General features: G+C 73.4%; 27 protein-coding genes. 13 read left to right on the forward strand and 14 right to left on the reverse strand.

Going from position 1 to position 22,376, the window contains the following annotated elements; all coding sequences use genetic code 11:
- Window positions 1–15 precede the first annotated feature (15 nt).
- Complete coding sequence (locus AC2CHG_RS03580) at window positions 16–1,416, forward strand: PQQ-binding-like beta-propeller repeat protein (RefSeq protein WP_484524144.1); 1,401 nt, start codon at window positions 16–18, stop codon at window positions 1,414–1,416.
- A gap of 14 nt (window positions 1,417–1,430) precedes the next feature.
- On the opposite strand, the gene AC2CHG_RS03585 is transcribed toward AC2CHG_RS03580, so the two are convergent.
- From AC2CHG_RS03585 to AC2CHG_RS03595, 3 genes are read right to left on the reverse strand one after another with little or no spacing between them, the layout of a single operon-like run.
- Entirely contained in the window at window positions 1,431–1,946 is a 516-nt protein-coding gene (locus tag AC2CHG_RS03585; RefSeq protein WP_484524145.1) for a putative immunity protein, read from the reverse strand.
- Complete coding sequence (locus AC2CHG_RS03590) at window positions 1,943–2,500, reverse strand: putative immunity protein (RefSeq protein WP_484524146.1); 558 nt, start codon at window positions 2,498–2,500, stop codon at window positions 1,943–1,945. The genes AC2CHG_RS03585 and AC2CHG_RS03590 overlap by 4 nt, the downstream gene beginning before the upstream one ends.
- Entirely contained in the window at window positions 2,497–2,832 is a 336-nt protein-coding gene (locus AC2CHG_RS03595) for a hypothetical protein (RefSeq protein ID WP_484524147.1), read from the reverse strand. Before AC2CHG_RS03595 ends, AC2CHG_RS03590 begins: the two co-directional genes overlap by 4 nt.
- Window positions 2,833–2,927: 95 nt before the next feature.
- Here AC2CHG_RS03595 and AC2CHG_RS03600 point away from each other — a divergent pair, with 95 nt between their 5' ends.
- Both AC2CHG_RS03600 and AC2CHG_RS03605 read left to right on the forward strand, forming a co-directional pair.
- Window positions 2,928–3,731 carry a helix-turn-helix domain-containing protein gene (locus tag AC2CHG_RS03600; protein ID WP_262012882.1) on the forward strand — a complete coding sequence of 268 codons (804 nt, stop codon included), beginning with the start codon at window positions 2,928–2,930 and terminating at the stop codon, window positions 3,729–3,731.
- Window positions 3,722–3,916: a DUF397 domain-containing protein gene (locus AC2CHG_RS03605; protein ID WP_262012883.1), complete on the forward strand. Its 195-nt coding sequence runs from the start codon at window positions 3,722–3,724 to the stop codon at window positions 3,914–3,916. The genes AC2CHG_RS03600 and AC2CHG_RS03605 overlap by 10 nt, the downstream gene beginning before the upstream one ends.
- Here AC2CHG_RS03605 and AC2CHG_RS03610 read toward each other — a convergent pair.
- Window positions 3,891–4,454, reverse strand: a complete 564-nt coding sequence (locus AC2CHG_RS03610) for a class I SAM-dependent methyltransferase (RefSeq protein ID WP_484524148.1) — start codon at window positions 4,452–4,454, stop codon at window positions 3,891–3,893. The two genes, AC2CHG_RS03605 and AC2CHG_RS03610, sit on opposite strands and share 26 nt — an antisense overlap.
- 123 nt (window positions 4,455–4,577) lie before the next feature.
- Here AC2CHG_RS03610 and AC2CHG_RS03615 point away from each other — a divergent pair, with 123 nt between their 5' ends.
- From AC2CHG_RS03615 to AC2CHG_RS03630, 4 genes are read left to right on the forward strand one after another with little or no spacing between them, the layout of a single operon-like run.
- A complete protein-coding gene (locus AC2CHG_RS03615) occupies window positions 4,578–4,925 on the forward strand; it encodes a PadR family transcriptional regulator (RefSeq protein WP_262012885.1) in 348 nt (115 codons plus the stop codon).
- Between the two features lie 2 nt (window positions 4,926–4,927).
- Window positions 4,928–5,305, forward strand: a complete 378-nt coding sequence (locus tag AC2CHG_RS03620) for a DUF1048 domain-containing protein (RefSeq protein WP_013283261.1) — start codon at window positions 4,928–4,930, stop codon at window positions 5,303–5,305.
- The gene (locus AC2CHG_RS03625) at window positions 5,302–6,114 is read left to right on the forward strand and encodes an ABC transporter ATP-binding protein (protein ID WP_484524149.1); all 813 of its coding nucleotides are present in this window, start codon (window positions 5,302–5,304) and stop codon (window positions 6,112–6,114) included. Before AC2CHG_RS03620 ends, AC2CHG_RS03625 begins: the two co-directional genes overlap by 4 nt.
- A complete protein-coding gene (locus AC2CHG_RS03630; RefSeq protein ID WP_013283259.1) occupies window positions 6,111–6,875 on the forward strand; it encodes an ABC transporter permease in 765 nt (254 codons plus the stop codon). The genes AC2CHG_RS03625 and AC2CHG_RS03630 overlap by 4 nt, the downstream gene beginning before the upstream one ends.
- A 24-nt stretch (window positions 6,876–6,899) precedes the next feature.
- On the opposite strand, the gene AC2CHG_RS03635 is transcribed toward AC2CHG_RS03630, so the two are convergent.
- Window positions 6,900–7,274 (reverse strand): VOC family protein, encoded by a 375-nt coding sequence (locus AC2CHG_RS03635; protein WP_484524150.1) that lies wholly within the window; start codon window positions 7,272–7,274, stop codon window positions 6,900–6,902.
- A gap of 94 nt (window positions 7,275–7,368) precedes the next feature.
- Here AC2CHG_RS03635 and AC2CHG_RS03640 point away from each other — a divergent pair, with 94 nt between their 5' ends.
- From AC2CHG_RS03640 to AC2CHG_RS03655, 4 genes are all read left to right on the forward strand, one after another.
- Window positions 7,369–9,138, forward strand: coding sequence for a proline--tRNA ligase (locus AC2CHG_RS03640; protein WP_484524151.1), 1,770 nt, complete (start codon window positions 7,369–7,371; stop codon window positions 9,136–9,138).
- 54 nt (window positions 9,139–9,192) lie between these two features.
- Window positions 9,193–9,612 (forward strand): CBS domain-containing protein, encoded by a 420-nt coding sequence (locus tag AC2CHG_RS03645; RefSeq protein ID WP_262012889.1) that lies wholly within the window; start codon window positions 9,193–9,195, stop codon window positions 9,610–9,612.
- Between the two features lie 81 nt (window positions 9,613–9,693).
- The gene (locus tag AC2CHG_RS03650) at window positions 9,694–10,119 is read left to right on the forward strand and encodes a SufE family protein (protein WP_013283255.1); all 426 of its coding nucleotides are present in this window, start codon (window positions 9,694–9,696) and stop codon (window positions 10,117–10,119) included.
- Window positions 10,120–10,139: 20 nt separating this feature from the next.
- Window positions 10,140–10,772, forward strand: coding sequence for a DsbA family oxidoreductase (locus AC2CHG_RS03655; RefSeq protein WP_355509532.1), 633 nt, complete (start codon window positions 10,140–10,142; stop codon window positions 10,770–10,772).
- Between the two features lie 36 nt (window positions 10,773–10,808).
- On the opposite strand, the gene AC2CHG_RS03660 is transcribed toward AC2CHG_RS03655, so the two are convergent.
- The 4 genes from AC2CHG_RS03660 to AC2CHG_RS03675 all read right to left on the reverse strand — a co-directional run bounded on the left by AC2CHG_RS03660 (window position 10,809) and on the right by AC2CHG_RS03675 (window position 14,030).
- Window positions 10,809–11,357, reverse strand: coding sequence for a YbaK/EbsC family protein (locus tag AC2CHG_RS03660; RefSeq protein ID WP_262013022.1), 549 nt, complete (start codon window positions 11,355–11,357; stop codon window positions 10,809–10,811).
- A 59-nt stretch (window positions 11,358–11,416) separates the two neighbouring features.
- Entirely contained in the window at window positions 11,417–11,614 is a 198-nt protein-coding gene (locus AC2CHG_RS03665) for a hypothetical protein (RefSeq protein ID WP_013283252.1), read from the reverse strand.
- A gap of 36 nt (window positions 11,615–11,650) precedes the next feature.
- Window positions 11,651–12,430 carry an SDR family oxidoreductase gene (locus AC2CHG_RS03670; RefSeq protein ID WP_357209549.1) on the reverse strand — a complete coding sequence of 260 codons (780 nt, stop codon included), beginning with the start codon at window positions 12,428–12,430 and terminating at the stop codon, window positions 11,651–11,653.
- Window positions 12,431–12,653: 223 nt separating this feature from the next.
- Entirely contained in the window at window positions 12,654–14,030 is a 1,377-nt protein-coding gene (locus AC2CHG_RS03675; protein ID WP_030269581.1) for an MFS transporter, read from the reverse strand.
- Between the two features lie 160 nt (window positions 14,031–14,190).
- Between AC2CHG_RS03675 and AC2CHG_RS03680 the strand changes: the two genes are divergently transcribed.
- The gene (locus AC2CHG_RS03680) at window positions 14,191–18,660 is read left to right on the forward strand and encodes a cation-translocating P-type ATPase (protein WP_484524152.1); all 4,470 of its coding nucleotides are present in this window, start codon (window positions 14,191–14,193) and stop codon (window positions 18,658–18,660) included.
- Here AC2CHG_RS03680 and AC2CHG_RS03685 read toward each other — a convergent pair.
- Together AC2CHG_RS03685 and AC2CHG_RS03690 are read right to left on the reverse strand one after the other, a co-directional pair.
- Window positions 18,657–19,604: an L-threonylcarbamoyladenylate synthase gene (locus AC2CHG_RS03685; RefSeq protein WP_262013023.1), complete on the reverse strand. Its 948-nt coding sequence runs from the start codon at window positions 19,602–19,604 to the stop codon at window positions 18,657–18,659. The two genes, AC2CHG_RS03680 and AC2CHG_RS03685, sit on opposite strands and share 4 nt — an antisense overlap.
- A gap of 89 nt (window positions 19,605–19,693) precedes the next feature.
- On the reverse strand, window positions 19,694–20,284 hold the full coding sequence (locus tag AC2CHG_RS03690; protein WP_047893154.1) for a winged helix-turn-helix domain-containing protein: 591 nt from the start codon (window positions 20,282–20,284) through the stop codon (window positions 19,694–19,696).
- A gap of 65 nt (window positions 20,285–20,349) precedes the next feature.
- Between AC2CHG_RS03690 and AC2CHG_RS03695 the strand changes: the two genes are divergently transcribed.
- Complete coding sequence (locus AC2CHG_RS03695; protein WP_355509523.1) at window positions 20,350–20,940, forward strand: dienelactone hydrolase family protein; 591 nt, start codon at window positions 20,350–20,352, stop codon at window positions 20,938–20,940.
- 3 nt (window positions 20,941–20,943) lie between these two features.
- On the opposite strand, the gene AC2CHG_RS03700 is transcribed toward AC2CHG_RS03695, so the two are convergent.
- From AC2CHG_RS03700 to AC2CHG_RS03710, 3 genes are read right to left on the reverse strand one after another with little or no spacing between them, the layout of a single operon-like run.
- Window positions 20,944–21,633: a PH domain-containing protein gene (locus AC2CHG_RS03700; protein ID WP_463840810.1), complete on the reverse strand. Its 690-nt coding sequence runs from the start codon at window positions 21,631–21,633 to the stop codon at window positions 20,944–20,946.
- 53 nt (window positions 21,634–21,686) lie between these two features.
- Window positions 21,687–22,073: a VOC family protein gene (locus AC2CHG_RS03705; protein WP_484524153.1), complete on the reverse strand. Its 387-nt coding sequence runs from the start codon at window positions 22,071–22,073 to the stop codon at window positions 21,687–21,689.
- Window positions 22,070–22,375, reverse strand: a complete 306-nt coding sequence (locus tag AC2CHG_RS03710; protein WP_091413576.1) for an ArsR/SmtB family transcription factor — start codon at window positions 22,373–22,375, stop codon at window positions 22,070–22,072. The genes AC2CHG_RS03705 and AC2CHG_RS03710 overlap by 4 nt, the downstream gene beginning before the upstream one ends.
- Window position 22,376: the final 1 nt, after the last annotated feature.

Below are 22,376 nucleotides of genomic sequence, written 5' to 3' on the forward strand. Positions count from 1 at the left end.
GAACGGAGACGACCGATGACGTACCAGCATCAGCACCAGCAGCCGCCCGCGTACCCACCGGCGGGCCGGCCGGGTGCGGCCGGTGCGCCGCCGGCGGCGCCGAAGCGGCGCGGACGCGTGGCGTTGCTCGTTGCCGGTGGCCTGGTGGCGGTGCTCGCGGTCGCGGCCGGCACCGCCTACGGCGTGTCCCGGCTGGTCGGCGGCGGTGACGACGGGAAGAAGCTACGCACCGCGTGGGTGCTCGACTTCCCGGAACTCCAGCGCAACGGGCTGAAGACGTACGACGGGCAGGACATGTTCGGCGCCTGGCTGATCGGCGACGCGGTGGTGCGGGCCCAGCCGGACGGCGTCATCGCCTACCGGCTCGACGACGGCGCCCAGGCGTGGGGCGTGCCCGCGCCGCAGGCGACCTCGCTGTGCACGGCCGCGCAGACGATGGCCGAGGGACGCGGCGTGGTGGCGCTCGGCTCCGCCGACTCCTGCGACACGCTCGTCGGGTTCGACGCGGCCGCCGGCACGCAGACGTGGCGGGCGACGTTCCCCGTCGAACGCCGGACGGGCCGCTCCGAGATCGTCGCCCCGGACCTGTCGGTGACCGCCGGGCAGGTGGTCGTCCGCAGTGGCGAGAGCGTGCTCGGCTACGCGCTGGCCGACGGCAAGCGGCTGTGGCAGACCGACGCGGACCGCCTGCTGCCCGGCCGGGACTGCCGTCTGACCCAGGCGCAGGCCGCCGGGGGCCAGGCGGTGCTCACCGCGCGTTGCGACGGCGACCAGGGCGCGCTGCTCGGCCTGGACCCGTCCACCGGCAAGCCGCGCTGGCAGCAGAAACTGCCCGCCGCGCAGCAGAGCGCCGGGGTGCTGAGCGTCGACCCGCTGGTCAGCCTGCCCGGCCTCGTCAGCGAGACGTTCGTCGCGCGCGACGCCGCCGGCAAGGCGCGGGCCACGTTCGGCAACCCCGTCGACGGTACGCGGTTCAGCGACCTTCCGATCAACCGCTCCAACACGGTCAGCGGGCCGGAGATCCGGCCGTACCTGGCCGACGCGGACACGCTCTACCTGCCGACCGAGGCGACGAACGTCGGCGGCAAGATGCGCCAGGCCAACCAGGTGGTGGCGATCGACCTGGCCACCGGCAAGCGGCGCTGGGTGTCGGCCGGGCACACCGACAGCGAGGTGGAACTCGTCCGCCTCGACGAGCAGGGCCTGCTGGCATGGGAGGTGGGCGACCGGCGTGACCTCGCCCCGCGGCTGGTCCGGATCGATTCGGCCACCGGCGAGGTCACAGTGGTGGCCGAGGCGCCGCTGTCGGCCGGCACCGAGGGCAGCGACGCGAAGGTGCTGGAACGCGACGGCACTGTGGTGCTGGTGCCGTGGAAGCAGGTAACGGCGGACGCGGCGATCACCGTGCTGCGCTGACCGGCGCAGCGGCGTCAGCAGTCGAAGACCGACCAGCAGATGTCGTTGCGCAGCCGCTGGTCGTCCAGGACCAGCTCGCGGATCTCGGCCGGGAGCTGGTCGCGCTGCCACCGGCACTCGTCCCGCCCGGCCGCCTCGGCGAGACCGGCGGGCGCCGCCGCGCGTACCGCCTTGATCGCGTACGCGGCGGCACCGAGTTCGTGGGCGGCGACGTGGGCCACGACGGCGGCCTGACCAGCTGCGTACGCGGCGTTGCGGGCCGCACCGTGAAGATCCCGGGCCGCGCCCATGGCGTGCCCGCCGGCCGCACGCGCCTCCATCATCCTGACCTCGCCCCGCACCCAGGCGCGGGCGTGCTCGATGGCCTCACGTGGGCGGCTGTCGTCCGGCCGGACCGCCTCGAAGAGGCCGAGGACGTGCTCCGCGCAGGTGGCGGCCCAGAGCGCCAGCAGGTGGTGATGCTCGTCGGTGAGCGTGCCGCCCCGGCGGATCGTGGTGAACCGGGGATCGCGGACCTTCGGCAGGATCACGACGCGGCCTCCGGCCCGGCGGCGCCCTGGCGCAGGTCGTGGTCCAGTGTGCTCATCAGCCGGGCGACCCGGCTGCCGCCGCCGGTCAGCGGCGGATAGCGGCGCAGCACGTCGACCAGTACGGGCGTGGCGAGCCGCCGGTACCCGTCCAGCACCGCCGTGCCCACGGTCTCGTCGCCGCCGGCCTCAAGTTCGGCGACGCGCGCGGCGTTGGCGGCGGCCCGCAGGATGTGGCCGACCTGGGTGGCCTTCGCGATCGGGTGCAGGTACGCGGCAGCGGCGGCGTCACCGGCGGCCCGGGCGGCCAGGCGCGCGGCCTCGGTGGGCGCTGACCGGGCGGCCCGGTGCGCGTCGAGGGACGTGACCCGCTGGAGTCTCGTCCGGGCGGCTCCGCGCACGAACGTCCGGGCCGCCTCGACAGCCGCACGGGGACGTGGGTCACCGGGAACCGCCCGCTCGTAGACCGGGAGGACGTCCTCCGCGTGGCGGACCGCGTACCGCGCCACCTCGCGCAGCTCGTCCATGGTCAGCTCGAAGTCCCCGGTCGCTGTCATGTCGCGGGCATCGTATCGGTGATGCCCCGCCGGTACGGGCCCCAGCCGACGAACCGCTCGAACAGCTCGCGCGGGGTCGGCCCGTCCTGCGGGTTGAGGCGGAACAGGTCGTGGGTGGCCTCGTGGTACAGCCCGGACAGGTAGACGGCCAGGTCGACGGGGTGGTCCGCGTACTCGGCCTTGAGCAGCAGGCGGGCCTGCGCACAGGGCCACGGTCCGCCGCAGGCGCGGCAGAGCCAGAGCGGCCGGATCGGCAGGTGGGCCGGGTGGTCCGGCGGGTAGGGGCGGGGCCGATCGGGGTACGGCCCGAGCCGCGGTACGGGAAGGTTCATGCGTGACAGTCTGCTGAGCCGACCACTACTCTCGGAAGTCGTCGTGGCCGGTCCGGGGAGAGGCCGGGAGACCGGCGGCCGACTGGGGAGGGCGTGTGGAGAACGAGCCGACCGCCGAGCTGATCCGCGCGCAACTGCGGCGGCTGCGGGTGCGGGCCGAGCTGAGCCAGGAGGAGTTCGGGAGGCTCGTGCACTTCTCCGGCTCCCAGGTGTCGGCGGTCGAGCTGGGCCACCGGCCGCTCGACCGGTTCTTCCTCGCCCGGGCCGACGAGGTGCTCGGCACCGGCGGGCTGTTGATGTCGCTGCTCAAGCTCGCCGAGCGCGACGGCCAGCCGAGCTGGTTCCGCCCCTGGCTCGAAGCCGAACGCCAGGCGCAGCAGTTGCGCACCTACCAGCCGACCCTGGTGCCCGGACTGCTCCAGACCGAGAACTACGCCCGCGCGATGATCCGCACGGATGACCTGATCACCGATGACGAGGTGGAACGGCGCCTCGGAGTGCGGCTGGACCGGCAGTCGATCCTCTCCGACCCGGGCCGCCCGAAGTACATCGCCGTCATCGAGGAGTCCGTCCTGCGGCGCGCCGACGAGGGCTACCGCGGACTCATGGCCGAGCAGATCGCGCACCTCGTCGAGTGCGCCGAGCGCCCGCACGTCGACATCCACATCGTGCCGACCTCGGTCACCGTGCACGTCGGCCTGGTCGGACCGTTCGCGCTGGCCCGGGGCACAGACGGCGGCTGGGTCGGTCATCTGGAGAACCAACTCGGCGGCGTCGTGGTCGACAAGGACGAGGACGTGGCTATCCTGCTGTCCAGATGGGAGAGTGTCCGCAGCGAGGCACTACCGCGCCGGCAGTCGGTCGAGCTGATGAAGGACGTGATGACCTCGTGGAGCTGACCGGAGCGATCTGGCGGAAGTCCACACGCAGCGGCACCCAGGGCGACTGTGTCGAGGTGGCGGACAACCTGGCCGCTGTGGTCGGGGTGCGGGACAGCAAGGACCCGGCCGGGCCGGTACTCACCTTCACGCCCGACGCCTGGCGTGCCTTCGTCCGGGTCAGCGGGAGCCGCGCGCCGCGCTGATCAGCACCGTGTGCTTGCGGACCCGGAAGGCGCCTTCGGCGTCGATGCGGGCCTGGATCGCGGCGCGGGCGGCCGCCTCCTGCGCGGCGGTGAGCGGCCCGATCATGCTGGCGACGTAGGCGAGGATCGGCTCTGCGGCGGGCACGACCAGCTCGTCCGGGTAGCGCTCGACCGTCACGTCGTCGAGGTGGGCGGCGACCCGTGCCGGTGTCGCCTCGGCGGTGACGTCGTTCCCGTCGTGGAACCGGACGGCCAGGTCGGGACGCCCGATCACCGGGCCGAACTCGCGCAGCCGCGCGCACATGGCGGGTGAGAAGTCGGTGAGGGTGAGCCGGCCGCGACGGCCGACCCGGCGCCACAGCTCGCCGGTGCCGGCGCCGACCTCCAGCACGTCCCCGGTCAGCGGCAGCCGCCCGCCCAGCCAGGCGAACCAGTCCTGCGGGTTCGTGCCGTACGAGTGCAGGGCCATGCGGGCGGTCAGGTTGCCGGTGGTCGTCGCGTACTGGCTCGCGGCACGAGCCGACGGAATGGTGGTCATCCGCCGAACGTAGAGGAAGCGGTTCTCCCTCCGAGACCCCGGTATTAAGCGTTGCTAGCTACCGGTACCTAGTGTTACTTTCTACTGGTATTCAGCGACGCTTAATAGCAAGGGAACGAGGACATGGCCAACCAGATGACGGAGATGCTGAAGGGCACTCTCGAAGGCATCGTCCTGGCGATCCTGGCCCGCCGATCCGCGTACGGCTACGAGATCACCGCCTGGCTGCGCGACCGCGGATTCTCGGACATCGCGGAAGGCACCATCTACGCGCTGCTCGTCCGCGTCGAGCAACGCGGTTTCGTGGACGTGGAGAAGGTTCCCTCCGAGAAGGGGCCCCCGCGAAAGGTGTATTCGATCAATGCAAAGGGGCGGGAGCAGCTCGCCGAGTTCTGGCGGACGTGGAGCGTCCTCGCGGAACGCATCGACCACCTCCGTGACAACGACGACCGGCACGACGAAGGAGCATGAGCATGGCCGCGAAGTGGATCGAGACGCTCGTCGGATCGCTCGACCAGAAGAAGCAGTACAAGCGGCACATGGCCCGCATGGAGGCCCTGCCGGAACCCCATCGCAGCGCGGCCAAGGCGCTCCAGCGGTACTTCATGTACCAGGGAGGGATCGTCGACGGGAACACACTCGTCGCGATGCTCGGCGACTCCGTGGACCTCTGGGAGCGCGCGGTCGCCGACAACACGCCCGTCCGCGCGATCGTCGGCGACGACCCGGTCGAGTTCGCCGAGACGTTCGTGTCTGCGTACTCCGGGAGGCAGTGGATGGACAAGGAGCGCGAGCGCCTCCGGAAGGCGATCGACGCCGCCGCCGGCAACAGCGGGGAGGAACACTCATGACCACCGCGACGCGCGAACCCGCCGTCCGGGTGCGCGGCATCACCAAGTCCTACAAGGACCTGCACGTGCTGCGGGGCGTCGACTTCGAAGTGACGGCCGGGAGCATCTTCGCTCTGCTCGGCTCGAACGGCGCCGGAAAGACCACGCTCGTGCGGATCCTGTCGACGCTGCTGAAGGCGGACACCGGCACCGCGACCGTCCACGGCTTCGACGTCGCTTCGGCTCCCGCCGAGGTACGCGAGTCGATCAGCCTGACCGGTCAGTTCGCCGCCGTCGACGAAGTGCTCACCGGCCGGGAGAACCTGGTCCTGGTCGCGAAGCTCCGCCACCTGAAGAGTCCGGGTGCGATCGCCGACGACATGCTGGCCCGGTTCTCGCTCACCGACGCGGGGAACCGCCGGGCGGGGACGTACTCGGGCGGCATGCGCCGGCGGCTGGACATCGCGATGAGTCTCGTCGGCAACCCGCCGGTCGTGTTCCTCGACGAGCCGACCACCGGCCTCGACCCGCAGGCCCGCATCGAGGTCTGGCGGACCGTGCGGCAGCTCGCCGAGGACGGCACCACCATCCTGCTCACCACCCAGTACCTCGACGAGGCCGAGCAACTCGCCGACCGGATCGCGATCCTGCACCAGGGAACGATCATCCAGAACGGCACTCTCGCCGAGCTGAAGCAGCTTCTCCCGACCGCGAAGGTCGAGTACGTCGAGAAGCAGCCGACCCTTGAGGACGTCTTCCTCGCCCTCGTGGGCCGCACCGCCAGTACCGCCGACAAGGCAGCCGTGCCCGCAGGGGAGGAATCCCGATGACCATCCACGTCCTCAGCGACACCGGAACCCTAACCGGCCGCTCCCTGCGGCACATCCTCCGCAGCCCGGACACCATCATCACCACGGCGGTCACCCCCGTCGCGCTGATGCTGCTCTTCGTGTACGTGCTCGGTGGAGCCATCAACACCGGATCCGGCGAGTCGTACATCAACTACATGCTCCCGGGCATCCTCCTCATCACGATCGCGTCCGGCATCGCCTACACGGCGTACCGCCTGTTCCTCGACATGCAGGGCGGCATCTTCGAGCGCTTCCAGTCGATGCCGATCCCGCGGCCCTCGGTGCTCTGGGCGCATGTCCTGACCTCACTCGTCGCCAACCTGGCCTCGCTCGTGATCGTCACGGGCGTCGCCCTGATCATGGGATTCCGGACGGGCGCATCGGTGGTCGGCTGGCTCGCCGCCGCCGGCATCCTGATCCTGTTCACCCTCGCCCTGACCTGGGTCGCCGTGATCGCGGGCCTGTCCGCCAAGACCGTCGACGGCGCGAGCGCCTTCAGTTACCCGCTGATCTTCCTGCCCTTCATCAGCTCGGCGTTCGTCCCCACCGACTCGATGCCCGGCCCGGTCGCCTGGTTCGCCGACAACCAGCCGGTGACGTCGATCGTGAACACCCTCCGCGCGCTCTTCGCTCAGCAACCCGTCGGCAACGACGTCTGGATCGCGCTCGCCTGGTGCGCCGGCCTGCTTCTGGCCGCCTACGCCGCCGCGACGGCGATCTACCGCACCAAGGTCAGCTGACCGGTCGTGGGAGCCGGTCACCCGTCACAGGTAGAGGCAGAACGGGTGACCGGCCGGGTCGAGGTGCACCCGGACGTCGTCCTGCGGCTGGAAGTCGGCCACCGTCGCGCCCACCGACACCGCGTACGCCGAGGCGGCCTCCAGGTCGTCGACCTTGATGTCCAGGTGGGTCATCATCGGCGGGTCGCCGGGACCGGCGGGCCACACCGGGCGCACGTAGGCCGGCTCGTCCTGGAAGGCCAGCCAGGTGCCGCCGTCCGGCGGAGCCAGCACCACCCAGTCCGGCTCGTCCTCCCGCCGGTGCCAGCCGAGCAGCCGCTCGTAGAACGCGGCGAGATCCTGTGCGGACGGTGCGTCGAGCACGAAACTGCTCAGCTCCAACGTCGGTCGATCCACCATGCCACCCTTCCTACCCCGCCCCCGCGACAACCTCACCCGACACGGGCGCGGAAAGGGATCGCCCCGTCGTCCGCTCGCGCCATAAGCTGCGGCAATGCTGCTGCGCATGTCGACCCTGCTGCTCCGGACCCTGCGTGAGGACCCGGCGGACGCGGAGGTGCCGAGCCACCGGCTGCTGCTCCGCGCCGGTTACGTCCGCCGGGCCGCTCCGGGCGGCTACACCTGGCTACCGCTGGGCAAGCTCGTGCTGGACCGGATCACCGCGATCGTGCGGGACGAGATGACCGCGATCGGCGACCAGGAGGTGCACTTCCCGGCGCTGCTCCCGGCCGAGCCGTACCGGACCAGCGGGCGGTGGACCGAGTACGGGGACGACATCTTCACGCTCGCCGACCGCAAGGGCGCCGACCACCTGCTCGCGCCGACCCACGAGGAACTGGCCGCGCTGCTGGTGAAGGACCTGTTCACCTCGTACCGGGACTTCCCGGTGACGCTGTTCCAGATCCAGACCAAGTTCCGCGACGAGGCCCGGCCCCGGGCCGGTCTGCTGCGCGGGCGCGAGTTCCTGATGAAGGACGCCTACTCGTTCGACCTGGACGAGGCCGGGCTCCAGGCGGCGTACGACCGGCACCGGGCCGCCTACGAGCGCGTCTTCACCCGGCTCGGGCTTGACTTCGCCACCGTCCACGCGATGTCCGGCGCGATGGGCGGGTCCGCGTCGGAGGAGTTCCTGGCCGCCACGCCCGTCGGCGAGGACACGTTCGTCGGCTGCACCGCCTGCGACTACGCGGCGAACACCGAGGCGGTGGTCACCCGCGCCCCGGCCGCCGGTGACCCCGACGCGCACCCGCCCACCGAGGTGCACGACACCCCGGAGACGCCGACCATCGCGGCCCTGGTCGAGCTGGCCGAGGCCCGGAAGCTGGGCGGGCGGACCGGCTGGACCGCCGCCGACACGTTGAAGAACTTGGTCCTCACCGTCCGCCGGCCCGGCGCCGAACAGGCCGAGCCGCTGGTGATCGGCCTGCCCGGCGACCGCGAGGTGGACCTCAAGCGGGTGGAGGCGGTGCTCGCCCCGGCCACAGTGGCGGTCTTCGAGGACTGGGACGCCCACCCCGAGCTGGTCCGCGGCTACATCGGGCCGCAGATCCTCGCCAAGCACGGCATCCGCTACCTGGTCGACCCCCGCGTGGTGCCCGGCACCACGTGGCTGACCGGCGCGAACGAGCCGGGCCGGCACGCCACCGACGTGGTGTGCGGGCGCGACTTCGTACCGGACGGCACGATCGAGGCGGCCGAGGTGCGGCCCGGCGACAGCTGCCCGGCCTGCGCCGACGGCGAGGTGACAATCCGGCGGGGCATCGAGGTCGGGCACATCTTCCAGCTCGGACGCCGGTACACCGACGCGTTCGCGGTCGACGTGCTCGGCCCCCAGGGCAAGCCGGTCCGGCCCACGATGGGCTGCTACGGCATCGGCGTGTCCCGGGCGGTCGCCGCGGTGGCCGAACAGCACCACGACGACCGAGGGCTGGTCTGGCCCGCGGCGGTCGCGCCGTGCGACGTACACCTGATCGCCGCCGGGAAGGGGCCGCAGCTCGACGCGGCGCTCGACCTCGGCGGGCGTCTCGCCGCCGCCGGCCTGCGGGTGCTTGTCGACGACCGCACGCACGTGTCCGCCGGGGTGAAGTTCACCGACGCCGAGCTGATCGGCATCCCGCGCGCCGTCGTGGTCGGCCGCCGCCTGGCCGACGGGTACGTGGAACTGCGCGACCGGGCCACCGGCGAGCGCACCGAACTGCCGGTGGAGGCCATCGTGGAGCGCCTGCGCGACGAGGTGGGCGCGACGCGCCGCGACGGGGTGTAGCGATCGCGCCACCGGGTACCGCAGACGGATCGACCGAAGCGTTCGGAGGCTCTCATGTTCCGCGTCAGTGACGTGATGACCAGGCAGGTGGTCTACCTCCCGGCGGAGACCCCGTTGGACGAGGCGGCCCGGGTGATGAAGGAGTCGGACATCGGCGACGTGGTGGTGACCGACGGCGCCACGCTCGCCGGCATGCTGACCGACCGCGACATCGTGGTCCGGGCGGTGGCCGAGCGCGCCGACCCCGGCGCCACCACCATCGGTTCGATCATCACCCGCGAGGTGGTGATGATCGAGCAGCACTGCACGGCCAACGAGGCGGCGGCGCTGATGCGCGAACGCAACATCCGCCGGGTGCTCGTGTGCGACAACGAGCGCAAGCTCGTCGGCATCGTCTCCCTCGGTGACCTCGCCATGCAGCTCGACCCCCAGTCGGCGCTCAGCGACATCAGCGAGGCCGCACCGAACGTGTGACGGGCGGGCCCCGCTCGCGTGACGCGGGGCCCCGCCCGGCACCGCCGGGTGGCGGTGCTCGGCGGCGGATAGCCTCGACCCATGCCCGAGATGCCGACCAAGCTGGCCGAGATCGTCGACGAGTTCGCCGCCGCGCCCCGCGACGTCGTCCTGGAGATGCTGCTGGAGTTCGCCGACGTGATCCCGCCCCTGCCCGAGGGTGTCAACCGGGAGGAGCTGGAGCAGGTCCCCGAGTGCCAGACCGCGTTCTTCCTGCGCGCCGAGGTGAACGCCGACAAGACGGTGAGCACTGTCTTCGACTGCCCGCCGGAGGCGCCCACGACCCGGGCGTTCGCCGGCATCCTCGCCGAAGGGCTGGCCGGGGCGAGCGCCGAGGAGGTGCTCGCCGTACCGGACGACCTCTACCAGCGGATGGGCCTGGCGCAGGCGATCAGCCCGCTGCGCGTTCGCGGCGGCACCGCCATCCTGGCCCGGCTCAAGCGCCAGGTCCGGGAACAGATCTCCTGACCCGCGGGTTGTCGCTGGTCATGGACATCGAGATCTACGCCGACGTGGTCTGCCCCTGGTGCTGGATCGGCAAGCGCCGGCTGGAACAGGCTCTGGAGTCGTACGACGGCGAGGTGAACGTCCGGTTCCGGCCGTTCCAGCTGGACCCGACGCCGGTCACCGAGCCGAAGCCGCTGCTGGAGGCGCTCGGCGACAAGTTCGGCGGGCGGGACAAGGCCGAGGGCATGGCCGCGCACGTCACCGGCGTCGCCGCGGGCGCGGGCCTCGAACTGCGGTTCGACCGGGCGGTGGCCGCGAACACGTTCGACGCGCACCGCCTGGTGCGCTTCGCCACCGAGCACGGGCGTTCCGCCGAGATGGTCGAGCGGCTCTACCGGGCGCACTTCCACGACGGCGTCGACGTCGGCTCGATCGACGCGCTCGTCACGCTGGCCGGCGAGGCCGGGCTGGACGAGACCGAGGCGCGGCAGTACCTGGAGTCGAACCTGGGACGCCGGGAGGTCGCCGCCGACCTGAGCACCGCCCACCAGCTCGGCGTCTCCAGCGTGCCGACGTTCGTGCTGGCCGGGAAGTACGCGGTCACCGGCGCGCAGGAGCCGGAGACGCTGCTCGCCGCGCTGCGCGAGGTGGCGCAGCGCGAAGCGGCAGCCTGATGTTTCACGTGGAACAAGATCGATGCGGATGAGGACCTAGGCCGGCCGGGCCAGGTCCTCCACCACCCTCGCCCCGGGCAGCGCGCCGAGCGCCGGCCCGGGCAGGGCGATCTTGCTGTGCCGTACACCCGACCCGATGATGACGTGCGGCGTGGCGATCACCCGAGAGTCGACGAGGATCGGCCAGTCCGCCGGCAGGCCGATCGGCGTGATGCCGCCGTATTCCATGCCGCTCAGCTCGACCGCCTCGGCCATCGGCGCGAAGCTCGCCTTGCGCACGTCGAGCAGCTTGCGGACCACGCCGTTCACGTCGGCGCGGGTGGTGGCGAGCACGACACAGGCCGCGTACCGGGTCTCGCCGCCGCGCTTGCCGGCGACCACCACGCAGTTCGCCGACTCCTCCAGCCCCACCTCGTACGCCTCGCAGAAGGCAGCGGTGTCGGCCAGGTCGGCGTCGATCGGGGCGACCAGCACGTCGTCCACGTCCACCGGGGCCTCGGCCGGCCACACCTGCACCGCGGCGGCGACCGGCGGGGCGAGCAGGTCGAGCCGCGTCCGGGCCGGCTCCGTCTTCAGCGTCCCCATCATGGCGCGATCCTCGCACCCGCCCGGCGGATCGACCCGCCGGACCCCGCCCGCGCCCTTCAGTTGGGATTGGTGAGGAACGCGTTCTCCTGCGCGAAGTCCCGGCTCTCGGTCGTGGTGAGCTGCCGGCGGCGCAGCACCTCGGGACGGTTCGCCTCGGCGTCCTCGATGCCGTGCCGGACGCCGACCCGGATCACGCCGTAGAGAAAGACGAAACCGAAGACGTACAGGACCACTGTGGCGACGAAGACCAGCATGCGGTCACCGTAGGCCGGTGCGGACCCGACCGTTTCTCATCTTCCGCCGGTTCCCCCGTACGTGTCAGCGAGGTGGTCGGCCCAGGTCCGGACGCCGGTCGGCGTGGCGGTCGTGGTGAGGCCACCCGCCCGCAACTCCCGCCCGAGCCGGCCGGGGATCCTGACCGGCAGCAGCGGACGGCGTACCCGGCGGGCCGCCAGCCAGGCGCGGGCCGCGTCGTCGTAGCGCAGCACCTCCGGTCCGCCGAAGTCCTCCACCCGGTTCGACGGTCCGGCCAGCAGCAGGACCGCGAGCCGGTCCGCCACCTCACCCGGGTCGACCGGCTGGGCGAGCACCGCCCGGTCCCCGATCACCGGGCCGAGGCGGCTCGCGCCGCGCAGCAACCCGTCCAGGAACTCGGGGAACTGGGTCGCCCGCAACACGCTCCACGGCACCGGCCCGGCCGCCACCACCTGCTCGGCCGCGAGCTTGTGCCGGTAGTAGCCCAACGGCACCCGGTCGACGCCGACGATCGAGACGAAGACCAGGTGACGCACCCCGGCGTGACCTGCGGCCACCGCGAGCCGGCGGGTGCCGAGCACGTCGATGTCGTGGGTGCGCCGCTGCGGCGACGAGGCCAGGTGCAGCACCGCGTCCACCCCGGCGACCGCCTCCGCCAGCCCGGCACCGGTGGCCAGGTCGGCGGTCACCCACTCGACCCCGTCCCCGGTACGCGGCCCGCGGCTCATCGCGCGCAGCGTGAAACCCTCGTCCCGAAGCCTCGGCACCGCCACCCGCCCGAGCCGCCCGGTCGCCCCGGTCACCAGCACCCGCATCGCCACTCCTCCCACACCCGCGCAGCCGCCACACCGCGGCTCCACGATGGGACGGGACGCCGACCCGGATCGTGACAGCCACCCGCTCCCGCCCTTCCACCCCGATCCTGCGCCCCCGAGCGCCGCCCCGACCCCACTGATCGTTGTTGACCAAGGAGTTCGTGTCGGATGGAGGCTCGAAACCTGACCCGAACTCCTTGATCAACGGGGTGGGGGGCGGAGGTCAAGGGGTGGGGCGGAGGACCACCCGGCCGGCCAGCAGCAGGCCCAGCAGGCCGCAGGCGGCTGCGACGGCCAGCGTGGTCGCGAAGCCGGCCGGGCCGGGAGACGCGCCGGCGGCCAGGACCGCGCCGGTGAGCGCCAGCACGGTGGCGGCGGCGAGCGAGTCGCCCAGTTGCAGCGCGGAGCTGTTGCGGCCCTGCTCGGCCGGGGCGGACTGCTCCAGGGTGAGCACCGACAGCGACGGATAGAGCAGGCCCATGCCCAGCCCGGCCACCGACCAGCTCAGCACGGCCGGCAGCACCGGCAGTCCGGGCACCAGCGCCGACGCCACGCCCGCCGTACCGATCGTGATGCAGGCCAGCCCGGCCCGGGGCAGCGTCGCCGCCGAACGGGGTGAGCCGATCCGCCCCTGGATCCACGAGCCCACCGACCAGGACAGCGCCCCGACGGTCAGCACCAGGCCGGCGCCGGTGGGCGAGAAACCGCGCTCCCGGGACAGCATCAGCGGGATCACCACCTCGGCGGCCACGAACGCCGCCGACGCCAGCGCGCGCAGCCCGATCACCGTCGGCAGTCCCCGCGCCGCGCGCAGGAACCCGGCCGGCAGCAGGTGCGGCACGCAGACGAACAGCCCGGCCAGCGCCCCGGCGATCAGGGCGGCGGCGAGCACGCCGCGCTGCTGCCCCCCGTAGTGCAGCAGCGCGGCGCTCGCCCCCGCCCCGCAGGCCCAGCCGATCCGGGCCAGCGCGCCCGCCGGCGGGCGGGTCGCCACGGTGGCGGTCAGCGCCCGCAGGCCCGGCTGGACCAGCAGCGCCGCCGGGATCGCCACCGCCGGCACCGCGAGGAACACCCACCGCCAGCCCAGATGTTCCACGATCAGCCCGGCCAGCGCCGGGCCGACCAGCGACGGCACCACCCAGGCGGCGGCGAACGCGGCGAAGATCCGCCGCCGCAACTGCTCCGGGTACGCCTGACCGACGACCACGTACAGCGCCACCGAGACCAGTCCGGACCCGAAGCCCTGGACCACCCGCCCGACGACCAGCACCTCCATGGTCGTGGCGGCGCCGGCCACCACCAGCCCGGCGACGAACCAGACGACCCCGTGCCACATGGCCGGGCGCGGCCCGCGCGCGTCGCACCAGATGCCGGAGGCGACCATCGCCACCACGCCGGAGGCGAACGAACCGCCGAACGCCAGCGCGTACAGGCCGAGCCCGTCGAGGCTGCGCGCCACCGTCGGCATGGCGGTGCCCACCGCCAGCGCCTCGAACGCGAGCAGGGACACCAGGGCGACACTGCCCACGGTCATCGCCCGCAGGCGCGGCGACCAGAGGTCGACGGGTGGGTCAGCCGGTACGGCGGTGGTGCTGGTCATGGCGTTCAGCCTCGGACCTCACCCCCGGTTGAGGTCAACTGTGGCGCGCGTCTCGTCCGGCGGGAACAGCGGGGTGATGCCCGGAAACTTCTGCCGTCGGGGTGGCATGACGGACGCCGCGCCGGGAAGTCGGGCCGCCGGGACGAGACCGGGAGGCGAGATGGCGCTGGGACGGTTCGCCGGCCTCCTGCTGTCTCCTACGGTCGTACCGGAGACCGCCGCGCGTGTCGCGCGTACCGTCGGTTCGGTGCTGCCCACGGACGCCGTGCCGGCCCGGGTCAGCGAGGTGGCGGGCAGCGTCGGTACGGCGGCGGCCCGGCTGGCCCGCCTCACCGGGCTGACCAGCCGCCGCGTGTGGTCGCAGGACGGCCGCCACCACATCGAGGTGCACGGCGTCTGCCAGGACGGCGGCGACCGGCTGGCCCGCCAGGTCGAGGCGGCGCTGGAGTCGATGCCGGGCGTCACCTGGGCGCGGGTCAACGCGCCGTCCGGCCGGGTGGTGGTGGCGACCGGGGATCCGGCACCGAAGCTGCGCGACCTGATCGCCACTGTGGCGCGCGTGGAGCAGACCTGCCCGTACGAGCCGGACCCGGAGATCGAGCCGCCGCAGCCGCCCGAGGACGGACCGCGTACCGCGCGGACGTTCGGCGCGCTGCTGTCCGACGTGCTCGGGTTGAGCATCTCCGCTGCCACCCGTGTCCTGCCGCTCACTCCCATCCCCGCCGAGGTGGCCGGGCTGCTCGGCGCCGTCGACCTGCACCCGAAGCTGCACGCGCTGGCCGGCCTGGGCATCCGCGCCGACCCGCGCGCCGAGGTGCTGTTCCCGCTGGCCGAGGCCGTGGTGCAGGGCCTCACCGGCGGCTGGGCCGGCATCGTGCTGGACGGCGCGCAGCGCGTGGTGCAGTGGGGCGAAAGCGCCGCGCAACTGGCCGCGTGGCGGCGGGCCGAACCGCACCTGACCGGTGACCCGGAGCGGGCTGTGGCGCGGGTGCCGGACGGCGAGCGGCCCTGCCCGGTGCCGGACGGTCAGCCCGAGCGGTACGCCAAGCGCGTGCTCCCGGCCGGCGCGGTCGCCGGGGCGGCGGCGCTGCCGGTGCTGGGACCGAAGCGGGCCGCCGCGCTGGCGCTGTCCTCGCTGCCGAAGGCGCCCGGCTCCGGCCGCGAGGGGTACGGCGCCCAGCTCGGCCGGATGCTCGCCCGGCGCGGCGTGATCGCGATGGACCGCAGTGTGCTGCGGGAGCTGGACCGGATCGACACGGTGGTGCTCGACGCGGCGGTGCTCGGCTCGGACCGGGGTGTCCTGGCCGACCTCGCGCCGCTGGCCGACGCCGACACCGGGCAGGTCGCCGCCCGGGCGTTCGCGTTGTTCGACCCGGCCGCGCCGGACGCGGTACGCGCCGCCGACGGCTGGCGGATCGGCCCGCTGGACCGCCTCGGCGCCGACGATCCCGGGGACACCCCGGACAGCGCCCGGCTGCGCGCCGACGGTGGACGGCTGCTCGGGCTCGCCGAGAACGGCCGGCTCGCCGCCGTCCTGCGGGTCGAGCCGGAGCCCGCGCCGGGCGTGGACGCGCTGGCGTCGGCCGCCCGCCAGGCGGGCCTGCGGCTCGTGGTGGGCGGCGCGGACGACGGCCGGTACGACTTCGCGGATCTGCTCGTACCCGGTGGTGCCCGGCTCGCCGACGCGGTGCACGACCTGCAACGCGAGGGCGCGGTGGTGATGGTGGTCTCCGGTGAGCGGTCGGCACTAGCCGCCTCGGACTGCGGCCTCGGCGTGTACGGCCCGGACGACCTGCCGCCGTGGGGCGCGCACCTGCTGGTCGGTGACGACCTGCGGGTACCGGCGCTGCTCGTCGACGCCGCCGGGGTGGCCCGCCGGATGACCGCGCAGAACGTCCGGATCGCGATGGCCGGCAGCGGGCTCGGCGCGCTCGCCGCGTTCACCGCCGACCGGCGACGGCTGCCCCGCCCGACCCTGGCGGCGGTGAACGGCGCGGCGGCGCTCGCGTTCGCGCACGGCGTGGTCCGGGCGCACCGGCTGCCGGACCGGACCGGCGCACCGATGCCCGCGCTCACCGCCTGGCACCTGATGCCGGCGCAGACCGTCCTGGAACAGCTCGCCACCGACCCGTCCGGGCTGACCGAGGAGGAGGCGGCCCGCCGGCGGCGCGTCGAGGTCGGTGACGAGCACGGCCCGGCCGGGCTGCTTCGCTCGTTCGTCGAGGAGCTGTCCAACCCGCTCACCCCGGTGCTGGCCGCCGGTGCGGTGCTGTCCGCCGCGTTCGGCTCGCTGGTCGACGCCGCACTGGTCGGCGGTGTGGTGGGCGGGTCCGCGCTGGTCGGCGCCGTGCACCAGCGCAACACCGAACGCTCCCTGGCCGAGCTGCTGTCCCGCTCGGCGGTCACCGCCCGGGTGCTGCGCGACGGCGCCGAGCGGGTGGTCCCCGCCGAGGAGTTGGTACGCGGCGACGTGATCACGGTCAGTTCCGGGGACGCCGTACCGGCCGACTGCCGGGTGCTGACGAGCGACGGGCTGGAGGCGGACGAGTCGTCGTTGACCGGCGAGTCGCTGCCGGTGGCGAAGAGTCCGGAACCGGTGGTGGCGGCGGCCGTCGCCGAACGGCACTCGATGGTGTTCGAGGGCACCACTGTGGCCGCCGGGCACGGCACCGCGGTGGTGGTGGCGACCGGCGCGGAGACCGAGGCCGGGCGGAGTCTCGCGATGGCCCGGCAGGCCCCGCCGGCCAGTGGCGTGGAGGCGCGACTGGGCAAGTTGACGAGCAGCGCCGTACCCCTGGCGGCTGCCTCGGCGATCGCTGTCGCCGGGGCGGGGCTGCTTCGGGGCGTACCCCTTGCCGAGACGGCGGCGACCGCCGCGAACCTGGCCGTGGCGTCGGTGCCGGAGGGGTTGCCGTTCCTGGTCAGTGCCGCGCAGCTGGCGGCGGCGCGGCGGCTGGCCGAGCACGGCGCCCTGGTCCGCAACCCCCGGACCATCGAGGCGCTGGGCCGGGTCGACGTGCTCTGCTTCGACAAGACCGGCACGCTCACCGAGGGGAAGTTGCTGCTGGCCGGGGTGGGTACCGGTGACGGCCGGTACGCCGTGCTGGACGAACTGGACGAGCCGCTCCGGTCGACGCTGGCCGCCGCCGTGCGGGCCACCCCGGCCGCTGACGACCCGGACGAGTTGCCGCAGCAGACCGACCGGGCGGTGCGCCACGGCGCGGACGCCGCCGGGGTGGACGAGCGGACCGCTGCGGCGGGCTGGACCGCCACGGCCGGGATGCCGTTCGAGCCGTCCCGGGGCTACAGCGCCTTCGTCGGGCGCGCCGCCGACGGGCTGCTGCTGAGCGTGAAGGGCGCCCCCGAGTCGGTGCTGCCGCGCTGCGCGTCCCGGCGCACCGCCCAGGGTGACCGTCCGTTGGACGCGGCCGGTCGCGAGGAGGTGCAGGCCATGCTGGCCGGGCGGGCCGGTGCCGGGCACCGCATCCTCGCCGTGGCCGAGTGCCGGGTCTCCACCGAGCAGATCAGCGACGAGCAGGTGAACGGGCTGGTCTTCGTGGGTTTCCTGACGCTCGCCGACGGGGTGCGGGACAGCGCCCGGCCGGCGGTGGCCCGGATCCGGGCCGCGGGCGTGCACACCGTCATGATCACCGGCGACCACCCGGCCACGGCCGAGGCGATCGCCGCCACGATCAGCCCGGACGACGGCGGCCAGCGCGTCGTCACCGCCACGGACCTGGACCGGCTGGACGACGCCGCGCTCGCCGAGCGCCTGATGGCCACCGACGTGGTGGCGCGCTGCACGCCCGCGCACAAGGTACGGATAATCCAGGCGTTGCAGCGCCAGGACCGCACCGTCGCGATGACCGGTGACGGCGCCAACGACGCGCCGGCGATCCGGCTGGCAGACGTCGGCATCGCGCTCGGTCAGCGGGGCACTCCCGCCGCCCGCGCCGCCGCCGACCTGGTGGTCACCGACGACCGGCTGGAGACGATCATCGCCACGCTGGTCGAGGGACGCGCCATGTGGTCGTCCGTCCGGCACGCGCTGAGCATCCTGGTCGGCGGCAACCTCGGTGAGATCGCGTTCAGCGTGCTCAGCGCCGCCGCGACCGGCCGGTCCGCCCTGGGCGGCCGGCAACTCCTCCTGGTCAACCTGCTCACCGACCTGGCGCCGGCGCTCGCCATCGCGGTCCGCCCGCCGGCCGACGACAGCGCCGACCACCTGCTGCGGGAAGGCCCGGACTCCTCGCTCGGCGTCACCATGACCCGGGAGATCGGGCTGCGCGCGGCGGCGACCACGCTGGGCGCGACCGCCGGCTGGACGATCGCCAGGTGGACCGGCACCCAGCGACGCGCCAGCACCGTCGCGCTCGCCTCGCTGATCGGCACCCAGCTCGGGCAGACCGTGCTGGCCGGCGGCACCAGCCCCAGCGTGCTCGCCGCCACCGCCGCGTCGGTGGGCGTGCTCGTGGCGGTGGTGCAGACGCCTGGTGTCAGCCACTTCTTCGGCTGCACCCCGCTCGGCCCGGTGGGCTGGACCATCGCCACCGGCTCGGCGCTCGGCGCGACGTTCGCCAACGGTGCGCTGACCAAGCTGGTCGACCGCCTGCCGCAGCCCGCTTCTTAGTGCCAGGTGGCGGCGGCCCGGCGCAGCCTGTCGTTTATCGCGCGGCCCACGCCGGTCTCCGGCACCGGCTCGGCGACGATCTCGGTCACCCCTGCTGCGTCGAGCCGGTGCAGCGCGTCGAACAGGCGCGCCGCCGCCGCCGTCACGTCACCGTCCGGCGACAGCACCTCCACCGCCGCCCAGTCGCCGTCCGCCGGTGGCTCCCGGAAGGCCAGGAAGCCCCGCCGGCCACCGCCGGGCTCGGTCGCCGCGCCCAACCGCAAGGGGGTACGCGGGGCGTAGTGCGCGGCGAGCGTCCCGGGCGCGACCGGCTGACCGGAGCTGCCCTGGCGCACCTCGACCGGGCCGACCGCCTCGACGATCGCCTCGACCGGCAGCGCGCCCAGCCGCAGCACCACCGGCCGGTCGCCGCGCGCGTCCACGATCGTCGACTCGATGCCGCACCGGGTGGGCCCGCCGTCGAGCACCAGGTCCACCGCGCCACCCAGCCCGGCCACCACGTGCTCGGCCCGGGTGGGGCTGAGCTGGCCGAACCGGTTCGCGCTCGGCGCCGCCACCGGCACGCCGGCCGCCGCGATCAGCGCCCGCGCCGACGGTTCGTCCGGTACGCGTACCGCCATCGTGTCCAGGCCGGAGGTGACGATCGGCGGGATGATCTCCGGCCGGTCCACGATCAGGGTGAGCGGGCCCGGCCAGAACCGCTTCGCCAGCTCGGCCACCGCCGCGGGCACCTCGCCCACGAGCGCGGCCAGGTCGGCGGCGTCGGCCAGGTGGCTGATCAGCGGGTCGAAGCTGGGCCGGGCCTTCGCCTCGAAGATCCGGGCGGCGGCCCGGGCGTCGAGCGCGTTGGCGCCCAGCCCGTAGACCGTCTCGGTGGGGAAGGCGACCAGCCCGCCGGCGCGCAGGACGGCGGCTGCCTCGTCGATGCCGCGCTCGGCCGGCAGGACGCGCGGGGATCCGGTGCTCACGCTTCCGACGCTAGCCTGCCCGGTTCGCCGCACCGGCAAGACCCTGCCGTCGCGTGGCGGGGCCGTCAGTCGCGTGGGTCGGTGGCGGGGTCCGTGTCCGGCAGCGTGGGCGCGTCGGTGGGGTAGAGGCCGGCGGCGAAGCCGTACACCTGGTCGCCGGCGCGGGGGATCTGCGCGAACCGCCGGGCCAGCGCCTGCACCTCCGCCCAGAACTCGCGGACGTCCTCGATCGGGATGCGCGCGTGCACGAGGGTGCACCGCAGCTCGTCGGCGGCGTGTGCGGCAGCCGCTTCGGCTGCCGCCTCGGCGAGCCCGTTGATCCGGGACACCACCTGCTTGTCCTCGGCCCGGCTGAGCGCGCCGACGTAGTAGGTGCGGGCCACCCGCCCGTAGAACCGCTCCTCGATGGCGCGTACGCGGCGGGTCCGCACCACGCGCAGCAGACCGGCGTCCACCAGCTGGTTCACGTGGTACGCCACGCTGCTCTTCGGCCGGTCGACCGCGCGGGCCATCTCGTTCACGGTGGCGGCACGCTCCAGGAGCAGTTCGAGCAGCGTGCTCCGCAGCGGGTCGGCGAGCGCACGCAACTGCTCCGGAGCGGTGACCACGAGTAGGTCGTCGAGGTCGTAGTCCGGGATTCGCTCATTGACCGACATTTCTCGACCGTTCTAAGATTCTGGTTCGTTCGATAACTCTGGTCTGACAACTCAGGAGTGTAGTGATGGCCGAGATCGTGCTCTTCCACCACATTCAAGGGCTCACGGACGGCGTCCGCGCGCTCGCCGACTCCCTCCGGTCCGGCGGGCACACCGTCCACGTCCCCGACTTCTTCGACGGCGAACGGCCGGCCACCATCTCCGACGGCGCCGCGCTGATCAAGCGGATCGGCGGCGACGTCCTCGACCAGCGCGCCGACGCGTACGTCGCCGGCCTGCCCGCCGGCCTCGTCTACGCGGGCGTCTCCTGGGGCGCCGCCATCGCCCAGCGGCTCGCCCAGACCCGGGCCGGCGCCCGGGCCGCCCTGCTCTACGAGGCCTGCCTGCCGGTGACCGGCGAATGGGCGATCGGCCCCTGGCCCGACGGGGTGGCGGTGCAGGTGCACGGCATGGAACAGGACCCGTTCTTCGGGCTCGAAGGCGACGTGGACGCCGCGCGCGAGCTGGTGTCGATCGTCGGTCCCGAACGCGGCGAGCTGTACGTCTACCCCGGCGACCGGCACCTGTTCACCGACAGTTCGCTGCCCTCGTACGACGCCGAGGCCACAGCGCTGGTGGTGAGCCGCAGCCGCGAGCTGCTCGACCGGCTCGGCTGACGCCTACTCGTCACCGCGCAGCCGCGCCAACGCCGCCGCGTACTCGGCGTCGGTCAGCACTCCACGCTCGTACTGCCTGGTCAACGCGTGGATGTCACGCCGCTTCGCGGCGCTCGGAGCGGGTCGCCGAATCTGCTCCGGCGGATCCGGACGGTCGGCGCGGACCGGATCCGGCGCCGGGCTCGCCGGCGCGCGCTGCTCCGCCGGCCGGGCGTCGCGGTGGCACTCCCGCAGGGTCGCGAGGATCTCGTCGTAGTGCTCCGGCCAGGTGACCAGCCGGGTCAGCTCCAGGCGGAACGGCCGGACGATGGCGCCGGACTGGATCGGCGTCTGCACCGGCTCGCCGTCGATCCGCTCGATGACGATCGCGTCGCGTCCCATGTCCAGACCCGCTATCGAAGCCGTACCGCTGTGGATCTCCACGACCGACGCCCACGGCACTGTGGTCGTGCGGAGCAGCGAGCGCGAGCGTACGCCGACGGGGCTCACCCAAACGCCGAGCATCGCGCGGCGGACCGCGACGGCGAGGACGCCGGCGTTCCACACTCCGAGGAACACCGCCTCCCGTTCCAGGAAACTGCCGCTGCGGATCCCGAACACGATGAGCACGAAGAAGCCGACCGCCAGCCCCGCCACGACCATGGAGTCGGAGGTGGCCAGGTCCAGCGAGTACGGGCGCCGCCACACCGTCATGCCGCCAGGGTGACCGATCGTGTCCAGCGGTTCCGCGCGGAGTCAACGCCCGGCTACCGGTACTGTGCGATCTGGATCAGGTTGCCGCAGGTGTCGTCGAACACCGCTGTGATCACCGGGCCCATGTCGACCGGCTCCTGGGTGAACAGCACGCCGAGGCCCCGCAGCCGGTCGTGCTCGGCGGCCACGTCGTCCACCGCGAACTGCGTCAGCGGGATCCCGTCGGCCGCGAGCGCCTCCTTGAACGCCTTGGCGGCCGGGTGCGCGTCGGGTTCCAGCAGCAGCTCGACACCGTCCGGGGCGTCCGGCGAGACCACTGTCAGCCAGCGGTACTCCCCGGTCGGCACGTCGGTCTTCTTCACGAAGCCGAGCACCTCGGTGTAGAAGCGCAACGCTTTGGCCTGGTCGTCGACGTACACGCTGGTGAGGTTGATTCTCATGGGTTCTCCTGGGTGGGTTCGGCGGACCTGAGCCATCGCTCGGTGATGGACCGCAGCGGCCGGGTGTCGAGGTGGTGGAACTTGTAGCGACCCTGCCGCCGCGTGACGATCAGGCCGGCGGCCTCCAGGACGTCGAGGTGCTGGGAGATCGCCTGCCGGGACGAACCGACCTGGTGCTTCGTGGCCAGCCGGCCGCAGATCTCGAACAGGGTCTGACCGTCGCGCTCGGTCAGCTCGTCGAGGATCAGGCGGCGGGTGGGATCGGCCAGCGCCTGGTAAAGATCGCCCACGTCACCCACCATA

Source organism: Micromonospora sp. ATLC20 (genome assembly GCF_057196585.1).

Excerpts from the sequence above, each read along its gene's own strand:
- AC2CHG_RS03580 (WP_484524144.1), top strand. The coding sequence starts at position 16 with ATGACGTACCAGCATCAGCACCAGCAGCCGCCCGCGTACCCACCGGCG.
- AC2CHG_RS03590 (WP_484524146.1), bottom strand. The coding sequence starts at position 2,500 with ATGACAGCGACCGGGGACTTCGAGCTGACCATGGACGAGCTGCGCGAG.
- AC2CHG_RS03595 (WP_484524147.1), bottom strand. The coding sequence starts at position 2,832 with ATGAACCTTCCCGTACCGCGGCTCGGGCCGTACCCCGATCGGCCCCGC.
- AC2CHG_RS03610 (WP_484524148.1), bottom strand. The coding sequence starts at position 4,454 with ATGACCACCATTCCGTCGGCTCGTGCCGCGAGCCAGTACGCGACGACC.
- AC2CHG_RS03615 (WP_262012885.1), top strand. The coding sequence starts at position 4,578 with ATGGCCAACCAGATGACGGAGATGCTGAAGGGCACTCTCGAAGGCATC.
- AC2CHG_RS03620 (WP_013283261.1), top strand. The coding sequence starts at position 4,928 with ATGGCCGCGAAGTGGATCGAGACGCTCGTCGGATCGCTCGACCAGAAG.
- AC2CHG_RS03625 (WP_484524149.1), top strand. The coding sequence starts at position 5,302 with ATGACCACCGCGACGCGCGAACCCGCCGTCCGGGTGCGCGGCATCACC.
- AC2CHG_RS03630 (WP_013283259.1), top strand. The coding sequence starts at position 6,111 with ATGACCATCCACGTCCTCAGCGACACCGGAACCCTAACCGGCCGCTCC.
- AC2CHG_RS03635 (WP_484524150.1), bottom strand. The coding sequence starts at position 7,274 with ATGGTGGATCGACCGACGTTGGAGCTGAGCAGTTTCGTGCTCGACGCA.
- AC2CHG_RS03640 (WP_484524151.1), top strand. The coding sequence starts at position 7,369 with ATGCTGCTGCGCATGTCGACCCTGCTGCTCCGGACCCTGCGTGAGGAC.
- AC2CHG_RS03645 (WP_262012889.1), top strand. The coding sequence starts at position 9,193 with ATGTTCCGCGTCAGTGACGTGATGACCAGGCAGGTGGTCTACCTCCCG.
- AC2CHG_RS03650 (WP_013283255.1), top strand. The coding sequence starts at position 9,694 with ATGCCCGAGATGCCGACCAAGCTGGCCGAGATCGTCGACGAGTTCGCC.
- AC2CHG_RS03655 (WP_355509532.1), top strand. The coding sequence starts at position 10,140 with ATGGACATCGAGATCTACGCCGACGTGGTCTGCCCCTGGTGCTGGATC.
- AC2CHG_RS03660 (WP_262013022.1), bottom strand. The coding sequence starts at position 11,357 with ATGGGGACGCTGAAGACGGAGCCGGCCCGGACGCGGCTCGACCTGCTC.
- AC2CHG_RS03665 (WP_013283252.1), bottom strand. The coding sequence starts at position 11,614 with ATGCTGGTCTTCGTCGCCACAGTGGTCCTGTACGTCTTCGGTTTCGTC.
- AC2CHG_RS03670 (WP_357209549.1), bottom strand. The coding sequence starts at position 12,430 with ATGCGGGTGCTGGTGACCGGGGCGACCGGGCGGCTCGGGCGGGTGGCG.
- AC2CHG_RS03675 (WP_030269581.1), bottom strand. The coding sequence starts at position 14,030 with ATGACCAGCACCACCGCCGTACCGGCTGACCCACCCGTCGACCTCTGG.
- AC2CHG_RS03680 (WP_484524152.1), top strand. The coding sequence starts at position 14,191 with ATGGCGCTGGGACGGTTCGCCGGCCTCCTGCTGTCTCCTACGGTCGTA.
- AC2CHG_RS03690 (WP_047893154.1), bottom strand. The coding sequence starts at position 20,284 with ATGTCGGTCAATGAGCGAATCCCGGACTACGACCTCGACGACCTACTC.
- AC2CHG_RS03695 (WP_355509523.1), top strand. The coding sequence starts at position 20,350 with ATGGCCGAGATCGTGCTCTTCCACCACATTCAAGGGCTCACGGACGGC.
- AC2CHG_RS03700 (WP_463840810.1), bottom strand. The coding sequence starts at position 21,633 with ATGACGGTGTGGCGGCGCCCGTACTCGCTGGACCTGGCCACCTCCGAC.
- AC2CHG_RS03705 (WP_484524153.1), bottom strand. The coding sequence starts at position 22,073 with ATGAGAATCAACCTCACCAGCGTGTACGTCGACGACCAGGCCAAAGCG.
- AC2CHG_RS03710 (WP_091413576.1), bottom strand. The coding sequence starts at position 22,375 with ATGGTGGGTGACGTGGGCGATCTTTACCAGGCGCTGGCCGATCCCACC.